At 49.6% G+C, this 14,107-nt stretch carries 10 protein-coding genes; 7 read left to right on the top strand and 3 right to left on the bottom strand.

What is annotated here, in order from left to right; genetic code table 11:
• The first annotated feature begins 466 nt into the window (after window positions 1-466).
• Both AB1611_09400 and AB1611_09395 read left to right on the top strand, forming a co-directional pair.
• On the top strand, window positions 467-694 hold the full coding sequence (locus tag AB1611_09400; GenBank protein MEW6379810.1) for an AbrB/MazE/SpoVT family DNA-binding domain-containing protein: 228 nt from the start codon (window positions 467-469) through the stop codon (window positions 692-694).
• A gap of 337 nt (window positions 695-1,031) precedes the next feature.
• Window positions 1,032-1,259 carry a hypothetical protein gene (locus AB1611_09395; protein ID MEW6379809.1) on the top strand — a complete coding sequence of 76 codons (228 nt, stop codon included), beginning with the start codon at window positions 1,032-1,034 and terminating at the stop codon, window positions 1,257-1,259.
• 201 nt (window positions 1,260-1,460) lie between these two features.
• Here the strand turns inward: AB1611_09395 and AB1611_09390 are convergent, their stop codons facing one another.
• On the bottom strand, window positions 1,461-2,999 hold the full coding sequence (locus tag AB1611_09390; protein MEW6379808.1) for a YifB family Mg chelatase-like AAA ATPase: 1,539 nt from the start codon (window positions 2,997-2,999) through the stop codon (window positions 1,461-1,463).
• A gap of 580 nt (window positions 3,000-3,579) precedes the next feature.
• On the opposite strand from AB1611_09390, the gene AB1611_09385 reads away from it, so the two are divergent.
• Window positions 3,580-5,472, top strand: coding sequence for a DNRLRE domain-containing protein (locus AB1611_09385; GenBank protein ID MEW6379807.1), 1,893 nt, complete (start codon window positions 3,580-3,582; stop codon window positions 5,470-5,472).
• Between the two features lie 214 nt (window positions 5,473-5,686).
• Here the strand turns inward: AB1611_09385 and AB1611_09380 are convergent, their stop codons facing one another.
• Window positions 5,687-5,908: a type II toxin-antitoxin system HicB family antitoxin gene (locus AB1611_09380; protein ID MEW6379806.1), complete on the bottom strand. Its 222-nt coding sequence runs from the start codon at window positions 5,906-5,908 to the stop codon at window positions 5,687-5,689.
• A 452-nt stretch (window positions 5,909-6,360) separates the two neighbouring features.
• Here AB1611_09380 and AB1611_09375 point away from each other — a divergent pair, with 452 nt between their 5' ends.
• From AB1611_09375 to AB1611_09360, 4 genes are all read left to right on the top strand, one after another.
• Window positions 6,361-6,894 (top strand): hypothetical protein, encoded by a 534-nt coding sequence (locus AB1611_09375; protein MEW6379805.1) that lies wholly within the window; start codon window positions 6,361-6,363, stop codon window positions 6,892-6,894.
• Between the two features lie 67 nt (window positions 6,895-6,961).
• Window positions 6,962-8,422 (top strand): glycosyltransferase family 39 protein, encoded by a 1,461-nt coding sequence (locus tag AB1611_09370; protein MEW6379804.1) that lies wholly within the window; start codon window positions 6,962-6,964, stop codon window positions 8,420-8,422.
• A 268-nt stretch (window positions 8,423-8,690) separates the two neighbouring features.
• Window positions 8,691-10,109: a glycosyltransferase gene (locus AB1611_09365; protein MEW6379803.1), complete on the top strand. Its 1,419-nt coding sequence runs from the start codon at window positions 8,691-8,693 to the stop codon at window positions 10,107-10,109.
• 17 nt (window positions 10,110-10,126) lie between these two features.
• Window positions 10,127-11,422, top strand: coding sequence for a hypothetical protein (locus AB1611_09360; GenBank protein ID MEW6379802.1), 1,296 nt, complete (start codon window positions 10,127-10,129; stop codon window positions 11,420-11,422).
• A gap of 125 nt (window positions 11,423-11,547) precedes the next feature.
• On the opposite strand, the gene AB1611_09355 is transcribed toward AB1611_09360, so the two are convergent.
• Window positions 11,548-14,010 (bottom strand): DEAD/DEAH box helicase, encoded by a 2,463-nt coding sequence (locus AB1611_09355; protein MEW6379801.1) that lies wholly within the window; start codon window positions 14,008-14,010, stop codon window positions 11,548-11,550.
• Window positions 14,011-14,107: the final 97 nt, after the last annotated feature.

Genomic DNA, 14,107 nt, shown 5'->3' with positions numbered 1-14,107 from the left:
TATCCCGACTTTCATCAGGACCTTGCCGGATTGGTTGTTCTCTGCGTCTTCTGCGGGAGATCTTTTTTCCCTGTGTGCTTTGTGTCCTCTCTATATTATAAGCTTGGCTTATGTAAGTGCCATTCAAGCTAAGACAGCTTTTCCTATCCCCTCCCTGGTGGAGGAACTTTAGTGACAAGGCTTTCACGACGATCACCCCCACCCGGCCTCCCCTGCCACAGGGGCTCCCTTCCTCAAGGGGGAGGAGATTTTCAGGCTACTTCCCAATAGGGACAGGCTATCCCAGCCATAGGGGAACCCTTAGCTTAACACCTGTGCCTTCTGGGGAGAGGGTCGGGGTGAGGGGCGTTAGTGGTGGACATTCCTTGAGATATTGTCTGACAGCTACAAGTATGCCTTTACGGGCTCAAGTTGAGGATGCAGGGCTATACACAGGATTTTTCAAAATACCAGGGAGGTACATATCATGCGTGTTACAGCCAAAGGCCAGGTGACCATACCGCAGCATATCAGGGAAAAGCTGGGGATAGCCCCGAATAGCGAGGTTGAGTTCCTGGAAGAGGATGAGCGGGTGTATCTGGTGAAGAAAGCACCTGAAACCATGAGAGAGAACAGGTTCCGGCGTTTTCGGGGTGTGGCTACAATCAAAATGTCAACGGATGAGATCATGGCCTTGACCAGAGGTGAAGAGTGACCGGTCTGCTGGTCGATTCGAATGTTATCCTGGATATTTTTGAAAATGATCCTCATTGGGTTGAGTGGTCTGAATCAATGCTTTACCATTACAGCCTTACTCATGCCTTATATATCAATCCCATTATCTATTCTGAAGTTTCCATTGGCTTTGCCCGTATTGAAGAGTCAGAAGAAGCATTTATCGGCTGCGGGCTCCAAATGATCCAAATTCCTACGCAGGGAAAAAGCATTATTTCTTCCTCAACCCATACCAGGATTGTGCTTTTACCCGCTGTCCGAAGTGTGATGATAAAACAAGGCAGCGAAAATTTCCTCTGGTCATTCATATTGAACCCATGCAGCCTCTGATCCTGAACAAAGTTTGCCGCTATTGTCCATACTGCGATCTGATCATTGCCAGGAAAAGTGAGGTGAAATCCCTCATGTGGGCTACTTTTGAAAAAACAAAACCAGAGATTGTGGGACATGAATATCTGGTGCTCGGTACGGTGGAAAAGGCTGACTGGAGGCAAATAAGCAAGACAGAGTTACCTCTTCCTCCTCGTGATTACATCAGGAAATGAACATTCAACATAAAAGTCATATATCAGCCGGAATAGGCAAGTAGCCATATTACAGTCATTCACTATTACAGCCATTCACTTTTTTTCGATCTCTTATGACGGCTGAGTACCATGATGGCAGCAGACTGTCAAGCAGTATCTGCAATTTTAAGGTGAAATCTGGGATCAATGGGACTGCATTAATAACGGGATAAACTATAATCATTTCCAGTATTCCCGGTCCAGACTCCGATACTGGATGGCTTCGGCAACATGATGGGATCGAATCTCCTCCTCACCGGCAAGATCAGCAATAGTGCGGGAAACTTTCAAAACACGATCATAAGCTCTGGCACTTAAGCCCAGGTTATTGATGGCCATTTCTATCAGTTTTGAGGATTCTTCGTCAAGGGAACAATATTTCTTGAGCTGTTTGCTGTTAAGCTGGGCATTGCAGAATATGCCATTTCCGGCGTAACGAGCTTCCTGAATTTTTCTGGCACAATTGACCCTTTGGCGGATCTCGGCTGAACTTTCACCTTGGGCTGATTGGCCGCTCAATTCATGATATTCCAGCGGAGGCACCTCGACATGAAGGTCAATTCTATCAAGCAGCGGTCCTGAGATACTGGAGAGATACTTGCGAATCTCCCATGAAGTGCAGCGACAATGCTTGGCAGGATGCCCCAAGAAGCCACATTTGCATGAATTCATAGAACCAATCAGCAAGAACTGTGCTGGAAAGGTTAAAGACATGGTAGATCGGGATATCGTGACGGTGCCGTCTTCAAGAGGCTGGCGCATGACCTCCAGGGTACGGCGATCAAACTCTGTTAATTCATCCAGAAACAGGACACCATGATGGGCCAAAGATACTTCGCCTGGACGGGGAATATTCCCGCCACCGATCAATCCTGCATTGGTGATGGTATGATGAGGAGCTCGAAACGGACGAGATACCACCAGAGCCTGGCCTTTCCTGATTAATCCAGCAATACTTTGTATTTTGGTAGTCTCAATGGCTTCCTCCAGGGTCATATCAGGAAGTATGGTAGGCAAACGCTTGGAAAGCATGGTTTTGCCAGTCCCAGGAGAACCGATCAGAATTACATTATGATTGCCGGCAGCGGCAATCTCAAGAGCGCGTTTAACATGCTCCTGACCTTTGACGTCACTAAAATCAACAGAGTCTTGCTGATGATCAGAATGGAAGATATGTTCCAAATCAATCTTATGAGGAGGGATTTCCAGTTGACCATTCAGGAAAGCATTCGCTTCAAGCAATGACCTGACTGGAAAGATTTTAATACCATTGACTACTGCTGCTTCGTTGGCGTTATCTACCGGAAGAACAAATCCATACAGCCCCATTTGCTTGGCTAACATTGCCATAGCCAAAGCTCCTCTGATGGGCCGAACCGCTCCATCAAGGGAAAGCTCTCCTGCTATCAGATATTGGTCAAGGATCTTTGCAGGAATCATTCCTTGAGCAGAGAGAAGACCTATAGCAATAGGCAGATCATAAACAGTGCCTTCTTTTCGTGTATCGGCAGGAGCCAGATTAATAGTGATTTTCTGGGAGGGAAATGCGAGCCCTGAGTTATTCAGTGCAGATTTAACTCTCTCTTTGCTTTCTTTAACAGCAGCATCCGGTAGCCCTACTGTAGTTAGAATGGGAAGCCCTTTGGAAAGATCTACTTCCACCTGGATCGCATAAGCATCTATGCCTAAAATGGCACCGCTCAGAATTTTTGAAATCATTGACCTGTTAAGCTAAAAATCAATTGCTGAAAAAAGGTTGCCATGAAGTTTTCCGGCTTCAAATGCTTACTCGAAAGTAAAGAGAGCTAATACAAACCTGCAGCGGAAATTATGCTTTCACGCTTATTTTAGTATATTCAACTAATACGATCTTTGTCAATATAGGCTGAATATTTTAGCTGCCGGGTTGAAAATACCTACTCTTAGTATTACAACGAGACTTTTCTGTGGTAATAGAGGAATGGGCATAATACATCACCCCCACCCCGCTTCCCCCTCAAGGGCAATGTTATTAACTTAAGGCTACTAACCGATATATTTATCTATTCCTCTCCGGGTATCTTTGTCCCTGTGCCTGTGGTGTTCTTTGTCTTTGTTTTTTATTTGTAGCTCTCGGTAAAATTTTTGCCGAATATACTAAGCTAAATCTCTAAAACAAAACCAGGCAGGAAATTTTAAATTTATTTTTACTCTACATCCCTGTTCTTTACCCAATTATACTGATTTAAGCCGTTTACAGTATAATATATTGCCCCATACCCATAAATAAAAGGATAAGGCTATGAAAAAATTATTGTTAATGGTAGCTTTACTCAGTCTTTTCATTTCCGGCTGTGGTAGAGAAGGGAACTCAGGCAGCAGCGGTGATCCGACAGGAAAAGGAATAAACGCCTTTTCAAAAACTTCGGCGGATGTTGTCGTCAGTTTTCCCGAAGATAGCTTTGCCTCCCGGGCGAAGGAACAGGAGCAGGGTGCCGAAGTAACAAAAGTTATCCTCGAGGTGAAAGAAGGTTCAACCTGCCTCATACAAGATCAGGCATTGGTAAAAATTGACGGTGCCTGGACAGGAACGTTGAGCGATTTACCCATAGGACCACCATTGACCTTTCTCGTGCGGGCTTATGACAGTTCGGGGACTGAAATCTTCCAGGGCAGCACGGATCAAATTTTGACCGGCAACAATGACCTTGTCAGCATTTCTCTGTCACCGATTTATGATGGTGCATTCCTGCTCCCCAAAATCAGCCAGATACAGATCACGCCACAACCTCCCCTGGCAATATCACAGACAGCGAAAATAACGGTTTTAGTGGGAGGCAATGCTGGCCAGACAATATCATATCGACTCCTCGAAGGGAAAAATTCCGAGCGCAAATGCAGAGAGGAGGAAACCTTTGATCCCTGTTCCGGAACGATTACCGTACAGGCTGATGGTAGCGGGGTAATCGAAATTGACTATCGGGCACCCGGCAGGACAGGAGATTATTATTACACCATCGCTGTAACAAATGAACAAAACAACACGGCAGAAACAGAATTTAAGATAACAGTGAGCAACCCGGAGGATGGAGATACCGGCGAAGAGAATGGGGATAGCGGAGTAGAGCCAGGAACACCGGTCGATCCGCAACTCTATCTCAGCTTTGCCCCGGTCGTTACCTCCTTAAAAGCAAAGCGGTCGGGAACAGACATCATCTGGACAGCCATAGTGGATACCGGGGCGCAGGCAGGTTCAAGTGCACGGTCAAGTACGAGTACCCAGGCGGATGCTGCTGCAAATGAAGGATTAAAGTATCAATGGTCCTTCGATGGCGGGCTGGAGTTTAAAAACGGATCCTCCAATCCGGCTGTCATGCTGGGCTATAGCCCTTCTAGCGAGGGGGTTTTGACTTTGACCGTTTACGGGAGTGGCGGCTCAACGACCATAACCTGTAATCTGCCAAGCGGGCAATTCCCCGATTTTTCCGGTTCTTCCGACGCTCCCGGTTCCGATTTGCCCGGTGACGATATCCAGGATCCACCTGCCGATGATGATCCTCCGGCTGAGATTGTCGTATCGGGCCTGACCGATGTCCAGGATATCTGGATTTCCAATCAGTATGACAATAACGAAGAGAGAGATTCCAAACTGAAGGTCGGGAAATTAGGCGAGAACCGCTCTTATACTCTCATCAGATTCAATATCGAAGAGCTTCCCCAGGAGGTATCCTCCGCTGTCATGTATCTCTATTGCTTCCATACGACCAATCCGAATGGCACCAGTATTAGTAATGGTGATAGAAAATGCACTGGTAAGGAAAACAGCAGTGGAGGAAGCAGTAGCAGTAATGGAAATAGTAACGGTAATAGTAAAAAAAGCGGTAATGGCGATAATAATGGTAACGGCGGCAGTAAAACTGGATATCTAACCTCAATGTATTTAGATATGATCACTTCACCCTGGAATGAAAACACCGGATGGTTCAGCAAGCCCGCCTCCATGAAAATAGGCTGCATCCCTGCTCCTGCTGCTCATTCCTGGATTGCAATTGATATCACTCCGCTCTATCGCAAATGGAAGGCAGGAGTCTGCCCCAATTACGGCATCCAGCTCCGCCTGACTCAGAATGGCGATGGAGTGAACGAGTTCTGCAGTTCTTCGTTCCAGGAGAATCCTTCCCTGGGACCAAAATTGATCGTGACCCCAAAATAAAATCCTGATGATCCCTGCTCCTTCGCGGTACAGGGCAGGTGCCCGGTAGTATGCGAGAGGGAGGAACCGCGAGGCTCCCCCCTGCTGCTCGATTGACATCGGAGAAGCCTATGGGCGCATGATAGTAAACACCGGAGAAGTCCAGGTCTTCCAGTGGGCGGGATTGTCATCCTCTCCCAGGGCCTTCAGAACTGAGAGTCTGATTACATAGGCATCAGGCAGCAGCCTCTTTCCTGATCTTGATTTCCACTCCTTCAATTACAGGAATTGGAAGATTCTTGTATACTCTAAATAATATCCACTCCTCTAAAACTTCTTCCAGTTCATCTCTACATCCTTCTAATGTTTCAGAGTTTGCATAAACCCCTGGGCATTCCGGTATTTCTCCATAAAATGTCCCATCATCAGACAATATTTCGTAATGTGCGTGTTCCATAAAACACTGAGAGCCCAGGGTAGCGTTTTTCTCCCTCGCTCATCGTAAGACTATGTTTCAGTAAAGTCAAATTTATTTTTCAATCTCGATAAAAGACAATCGTCGATTCTCTGCTTAATGAGGATATTGAATAACTTTCCATAAAATTTAAAATGTTGATTTTATCTTGACAGATTTTGGTGATCCATAGTACTTTGGTATTGATATTATAACCGGATGTTCAACTATCGAGACCGAAAGAAAAATAACAACAAAACCAGAGGAAATCGTGGCAGGAGATTTGCATTTATCGTAACCAGGCAGTCCTTTGTTAAAAGTTATGTCGTTACCTGTCTGGTATCGTTTTCTATCAGATATGGACTTACCTGTTAACGGGATGCTGAAGCTGCGGCGCAGGGGCGGGGAAGGAAGCGCAATTGCATAATGATGATTGAGGTTGAAAAGCAGGCCAAATGACTGACCATGATATAGTAAAGCTCCTCCACGAATTGGAAGCTGAAGTGGAAAGCCTCAAGCGGCTGTCTTCGGCCTTAAACCAGCTTATTGCTCATGAAGGGAAGCTGGATCTGCTGGCCAGTGAGCTGACAACCGTGAGTGATGAGATTATTTTCCTGCGCAGAAAGCTGACTCCGGTCAAGAGCAGGCGGGATTACCAACTGGATTTTAAGATCAAATCCTTGTCGAACCGGCTGGACCGCCTGGAGATGGAGCGGATTGCCGGCAGTTCCACCCCGGAAAGTCTGGAGCATAAGGACCGGGAATTGGCCAGAGCGAGAGATGATCTGGCTATTAACGCCCTGGCATTATCCACAGCCAGAGATAACCTCGCGGCCAGGGAAAGAGAGCTGTCCCGGGCCAGAATACATCTGGAATCCAGGGAAAGGGAACTGATCGAACAGAAGAAGCGGATTCAGGATCTTGAGGCTCAGGTGAAAAAGATACGACGACGTCCGTGGTGGAGGAAAATTTTTCCTGGCCGGTCATAGAGTTTTCTCAATGTTGAGGGGGTTAGGGGGGAATTACATCAAACGCAGGTAAGGAGTATCGGGTCTGATGAGCCGAAGGTTATTGAACGTGTCACTGATCATCATGCTTTTTATTCTTCTCGCGCTGGCCTATAGTCTGGTTGTTCCAATATTCAATGCACCGGATGAGCCCTTCCATTTTGAATATATCCGCTTCCTGGCCATGCAGAAAAAACTGCCCAACCAGACAGTCAAGGATCTTTCGATTACCACCGAAGGATTTAACCCGCCCCTTTACTACCTGATCGGAGCTGGCGCTCTGGGGCTCCTGTCCGGGAACAGGGCTTCTGATATCGGCATCCATAACGAGCAGGACCTGGCGCAGTTCTATTACTATCCAGAGGCCGGATTCAGTGAGCGGATTTACCCGCCGCTCAATCCCGGCTACATCAAATGGGGCAAGGGGGGCAGGGAAAGAAACATGTTTTTGACCACCAGCCAGGACCGGTTTCCCTTCTCCGGCTCGATCAGGGTGATTCACCTGCTGAGATTGATATCCGTCCTCATCGGTGCCCTGACTGTCCTGTTTATTCTGAAAACCGCTGAGATACTCTTCCCCGACCACAAGAGCATTGCCCTTCTGTCTGCCTGCCTGTGCGCCTTTAATCCTCAATTCACCTTCCTGAGCGGCGCATTGAACAACGACAATCTGGTGACGATGTTCTCGGCCATCTCTTTGTATCTTTTGACCGGGCTGGTTCTGTCAGAGCGCGATAACCCGCGGAGGCTGACAGCCCTTGGAGCAGCCATCGGGCTGGGGCTGATCAGCAAAGTGAATATTTCCTTCCTGGTGGTGATATCCATCATCGGGGTGATCTACCAGACGATAGCCTCCGACCCGAGCCGGAAACTTGTCAGGGTGATCCGGAATCTGGCCCTGCTCCTGATTCCTATGGCCATAATTTCCGGCTGGTATTTTGTACGGGGAGTTTCCCTTTTCGGGGTCGATGATCCGCTGGGCTGGAAGCTTCAGGCCATACAAAACCCCGATCTGGTCATGCCTGCCCGGATCAGGACCCAGTTTCTCACCCGGGCCTTCGCTCCCATGCTGTTTACTTCTTTCTGGGGGCAGTTCGACTGGCTGACTATCAAGCTTCCCTTGTGGATATATGGTATTTATGGCCTGATCAGTCTGGCAGGCCTGGCTGGAGTTGCGTTTTTCCTGGCCAGCGGCATCCGAAGAAAGCTCTGGAGGGAGAGGGAAATACGGGTCACGGTTTGCCTTGAGCTTTTCCTTGCGGCCATACTGCTGGCTGTGACCAACCTCGTTATCCTGAACTGGAACTTTATTGCAGCCCAGGGCAGACTGATCTTTCCGGTGATGGCCCCATTGTGCATCTTCATGGCGATGGGTGTCAGCAGCGGGCTCAACAGTATCTCCCGGCTGCTCAGGGTGCGGCAGGAGCTTGTAACCTATGCTTTCCTGGTGCTTCTGATCGGATTGAACCTCTACAGCCTGATAGGGATTATTTATCCGGTGTACCGCTAGCGGGCTGCCGGAGAAAAAATCCCGGTGATGGAAATGGAATCGTTATGGTGTGGAATCGGCGATTGTCATCGCTCTTATGGGAACGACGACCCGACAGTGCTGTTATTTCTTGTTATTTCTCCCGCAGAGACGCAGAGGCGCAGAGAATATCATTCTTCGGTCGTTCTCTGCGCCTCTGCGTCTCTGCGGGAAGATTGTTCTTTAATACGTGCCATTGGATGTGTGCCATTTATCCTATAAGAGCGATTGTCATAATGAGGGGCGGATCATGAATCCGACTGTTTCGCTGTCAGTCCTGATGCCTGTTTACAACGAAGCTTATACGGTTGGGGAATGTCTCAGGAGGGTCCTGGCTGTCAGGAGTGCCTTTATTTCCGGGATCGAGGTCATCGTGGTCGATGACGGCTCGACCGATGGCAGCCGCACGATTGTGCGGGAGCTGGCCGCACAGCACCCTGAGATTATCCTGATCGAGCAGACAACCAATCGGGGCAAGGGGGAGGCCATACGCACCGCTCTTTCCAGAGCTTCCAAGGATATCTGCATCATCCAGGATGCCGACCTCGAATACAACCCCGCTGACTATGAAAAACTGATCATTCCCTTCATCAGGGAGCATGCCGATGCAGTCTTTGGTTCTCGCTTTCTGGTGGGTGATTTCTGCCGGCTTCTCTACTTCCGGCATGCCCTGATCAATCGCTTTCTGACCTTTCTGGCTGATCTGATCACCGACGTCAACTACTCCGATATCGAGACCTGCTATAAGGCAGTCAGGACCCGGCTGCTCAAATCGATTCCCATTCGCAGCAATGGCTTCGATCTCGAACCTGAGCTGTCAGTCAAACTGGCCAAGCGAAGGGCGGTGATCTTCGAGGTGCCCATTTCCTATGCTGGCAGGACGAAGGAGGAGGGGAAGAAAATCGGCTGGAGGGACGGGGTAACTGCACTGTATACCCTGATTAAATTCTGGCTTATCGACGATATTTACCAGAAGGATGAATACGGATCGGCCATTCTGAACAGCCTGGCGCATGCCCCGAATTTCTGCCGCTGGATGGCGGATACCATCCGGCCCTATGTCGGAGATCATGTCCTGGAGATCGGTGCAGGCCTGGGTAATCTGACCAGCCACCTCATTCCCCGGCATCGGTATGTGGTCAGCGATATCAACCTGAACTACCTTGACTATCTCCAAAACTACTGCCTGTATAAACCCTATATGGAGGTCAAAACCATCGACCTGACCAGGGAGGAGGACTTTGTCCCCTTCCGCGGCCAGTTCGATACGGTCATCTGCCTCAATGTTCTTGAGCATATCGAGGATGATCTGGCAGGATTGAGGAATATTTACCAGGCGCTGAAACCTGGTGGCCGGGCCATTGTTCTGGTCCCTTACGGAGACCGGCTCTTTTCAAGCTTTGACGAAGTGCTGGGCCATTATCGCCGGTACTCGGACAGCCGGTTGCAGGAGGTCATGACCAGGGCGGGCTTTGGCCTGACCGCACTCGTCACATCCTTTAACCGCATCGGCGTCCCTGCCTGGGTCCTGAACGGCAAGATATTAAAAAGGAAAAGCTTCTCACCAGTCCAAATCAAGATTCTGAACACGTTTCAGTGCGTGCTGGGCAAAATCAATGCCATTCTGCCCTGGCATGGCCTATCGACCATTGCTGTTGGGGTAAAGTAAAAAAGGAGGTTACAACCATGCTGGTATTTTTAAGTGATATCCATCTTACCGACGGCTCATCCGGAACGACCATCGATCCGAGGGCCTTTAACAAGTTCTGCCAGTCCTTAAAGAATATTGTCGGAGATCCCCGCAAATCCAATATCAAGGAGATAGAAATCGTCCTTTTGGGGGATATATTCGACCTGATCCGGTCGGATTTCTGGCTGCGTCCGGAAAACGAAGGGCTCACCCGTCCGGTGAGGCCCTGGTCAGCATCTACGGATACTGATCGCAGCGGCTGGAACTTGCAGCGGTATACCGAGGCGATTGTCGATAAAATCATCAGCCATCCGCGGAATATCGAGGTCGCAGGTTACCTGAAGGAATTCCAGGACCACTGCATGGATGTTGATGTCCGGATCTCCTACCTGATCGGCAATCATGACTGGCTCATCAACAGATACCCATCAGTCAGGCAAAAGGTAGCGGATTTTCTGGGGATGCGGATATCAGACCCTCAATTCTATACCCGCAACCGGTTCCCCTACGAGCGGGTCATCGAAGATTACAAGGTCATGGCCCGTCATGGTGACTGCTATGACCAGTTCAACTATGAAAAGGACAGGGATGCATCCTCGCTCGGTGATGCCATTGTTATTGATCTTTTAACCCGCTTTCCGCAGGAGGTGAAAAACGATTCTTTCCTTGGCCGTGATACTGACCTGATCAACCGGCTGAAAGAGATCGATAATGTCCGGCCCTTGTTCGATATTCCTGCCTGGATACAGGGTATTTGCAGGCAGCGGCCCGGGACCGAAAAGAGCGTGCATGAAATCTGGAACAGCCTGGTTGACAGGTTTTTCAAGATCAGATTTGTGAAGGAGCATGACCGTCTCGGTCCGGATATAACCGACCTCCTGGAAATGGGCATGAAATTGTCCTCCGGTTTCTCCTTCAGCAAACTCAAGGAAATTTTCAGCGGTCACCTTATCCAGTTCCTGTCTCAGCAGCCTGACAGCTATAGAAAATATGCCTACAGCGAGGCATCACTGAAGAACAACGAGGTTAATTACGTGGTCTACGGACATACCCACCGTGCGGCTCAGATTCCCCTGGACATTACCTCTCTGACGCCCGGTCTTGCCGTGGAAAGAGTTTACTTCAACAGCGGTACCTGGCGCAAAGTCTTTGAAGCTACGGCATTCGATGGTGAAAGCTGCTCGTTCATCGGCTGGCATGTCATGACCTTCATTGTCTTTTACCGCGAGGAAGAAAAGGAACGGGAACGGAATTACGAGGTCTGGTCCGCATCTTTGGGTTTCGGAAGGTAACGGATGTTAAACTACATCTTTCTCACTCTCCCCCACTCCAACTCCTATGCTTTTCTCTGTGTACCTCTCTGTGCCTCTGTGTCTCTGTGGTGTCCTTTGTCTTTTGTCTTTTTAATGTCTCTCTATCACCGGTTCCCCGAAAACATATTGAATAATGGTCCCAGAGCGCTGATCACTCCTTCAACGACTTTTGGATCGGGCATGGGGATTTTCAGGCAGGGTTTGCCGGTTTTTTCATCCGTGTCGAAGAAGGAAGCCAGGGGGGATTTCCCCTGCTCGCGACTCTTGGTTGCCAATGTCCCCAGCTCTTTCAGGAAGGCTGCCCCGGCCTCAAGAAGCGGCTCCAAATCTGCCCTTGGCTTTGCTGCTCTCTGCTGCTTATCCTTTTCAGCCGCTTTTTCCTCCCCGGCACTGGTGGATGATAGTGCTGATGACGGTGGTTCCGGCAGTTCAGGCGGCTGGCAGGCAGTCTCAGGAATACTCTGGGATACGACCTCCACGCTCTCCATGAATTTATTCAGCCGTGTTCCGCCCATGAAGACAGTATCCTCACCACCATCGAGCACACCGGCCAGGACAGATTTTTTAAAGGTAAGAACATCGAGCATCCCATGCTCGATGGTGCCTTCCGAAACAAAGTTGACGACCTGCACAGGCCGGTGCTGGCCGATCCTGTGGACACGGCCGATCCGCTGCTCCAGGACTGCCGGGTTCCAGGGCAAATCCATGTTGATGATGGTCGAGGCAGCCTGGAGATTCAGGCCGGTGCCGCCGGCATCGGTGGAAAGAAAGGCCCGGATGGCAGAGTCGTCACGAAAGGCACTGATCAGATCCTTGCGTTTTGCGCCGGGCACGCCGCCATGAAGATAGACAAACGGGATGCTGTTTTTGTTCAGCATCTGGGCCACAAGATCGTTCATCCTCTGCCATTGGCTGAAAATTACCACCTTGGCTTCCGTCTGCTCGAAGATCTCCTGAAGGAGAGTCAGGAGCTCATCCAGCTTTGGACCATGACAGGTCTCCTGGTCAATGAGGTAGGTGTTATCGCAGGCCATGCGCATGTATTGCAGTGCGACCATGAGTCTCCTCTGATCGGCTTCCGAGAGGAATTTATACCTTCTCCACTTGGCTACGATTCTGGCCACGATGTCGCGATTTTCGTCATGATACTCCCGCTGCTTTTGGGTCATGGGTACAAAAAAGTTTTTGTCCATTCGTTCGGGGAGCTGCTGAAGTACCTCTTTCTTGGTTCGCCGCAGCAGGATAGGGGCCAGGGTTTCACCGATCGATTTGAGATTCTGGTACCCTACGGCCCTGCCTGTTTGCTGATCGGTAATCTGATGATTGGCTAAAAAGCGGAATAAGGGGCCAAGCTTATAGCGATCGACAAATTCGACAATGGAATGAAGCTCTTCGAGGCGGTTCTCCAGCGGTGTTCCGGTCAAAACGATGGCGTAATCGGATTGGATCTGCTTGGCGCATTGCGCGGTCCTCGTTTTCCAGTTTTTAATCCGCTGAGCCTCGTCGAGGATGATGAGGTCCGGCGACAGGGCCATGATGATCTCCAGATCCCGTGAGAGCATCTCATAGTTGATGATTTTGAAGAAAGCCTCCGCCTGGTACAGCTTGCGCCGGGCAGGTAACAGTCCCTCGATCACGAGGGCGGATCGGTCGCAAAATTTTTCTATCTCGTATTTCCATTGATATTTCAGCGAGGTCGGGCAGACAATGAGAGCCTTTTCCACACCGAATTCCCTGGCCATGATTTCAGCGGCGGCAATAGCCTGGATGGTTTTGCCAAGTCCCATATCGTCGGCAATCAGGGCCCGGCCAGCCTGGGCGGCAAACAGGGCGCCCTCGCGCTGATAGGGATATAAGGCTACTTTCAAAAGCGTGTTCATCCGCTCTTCACCTCCGTTGGTGAGGTAGCGCTGATGAACGACAGCGCGGCGGTGCTCGGCATCCCGCTTTTCAGCGACAAGAGCCAGCGCATCGTCATAGCAGCGAAGCTCCGGATCGAACCGTCTGGCTTCTTCGAGAAAAGCATCGAAGCGGATGAAGGCATCGTCATGTAAAAAGCCTTCATGGTCAAAGTATCGATCAGCGAGCTGCGCCAGTTCCCGGGGAGACTCCTTACCCGATAAGAACAGTACTCTGCGCCGGGCACCATACTGGAGGCGGATTTCCGAGAATGGCGGAACATAGCCCGCCCGAAGCATCTGCACGGCCTGCTCGTCTTTTTCCAGCATCGCCAGCGTGAACTCGATATGCTTACAGGTACCCAGGGTATTTACACTGAAGTCAGGGCAGGAGCAATAGTTCAATCCGATCCGATCGCCCCTGATCACCACGCGATAGGTTTTTCGGGTAGCAGGATTGGTAATGGCGAAATCCGAAAAGACCGGGTGATCCCCGATGTTTTCCATCAGAAAGTTCTGCTCACGGCCGAACTGCCGGCGCAGTTCCACCTGCCATTGCTCCACGGTCATGTCCTCTGGCTTGTGAGTGCGCGATAGTTTTTTGGTTTTTGGTGCTGCGGCTGCTGATGACTTTTCCTTTTTTGATTTGATTGTTGATTCTCTCCTCATACTAAGCCCCCATCCCTTATAAAAAATGTGGTATGCGTGATCCAGACTGTGAATTCCTGAGGTGTGCTCTTTCCTGTAGACCGATGACTCTAATTCT

The sequence above is a fragment of the bacterium genome (assembly GCA_040755755.1).
Taxonomy (GTDB): domain Bacteria; phylum SZUA-182; class SZUA-182; order DTGQ01; family DTGQ01; genus DTGQ01.
This window is presented reverse-complemented; position numbering and strand designations above follow the sequence as displayed.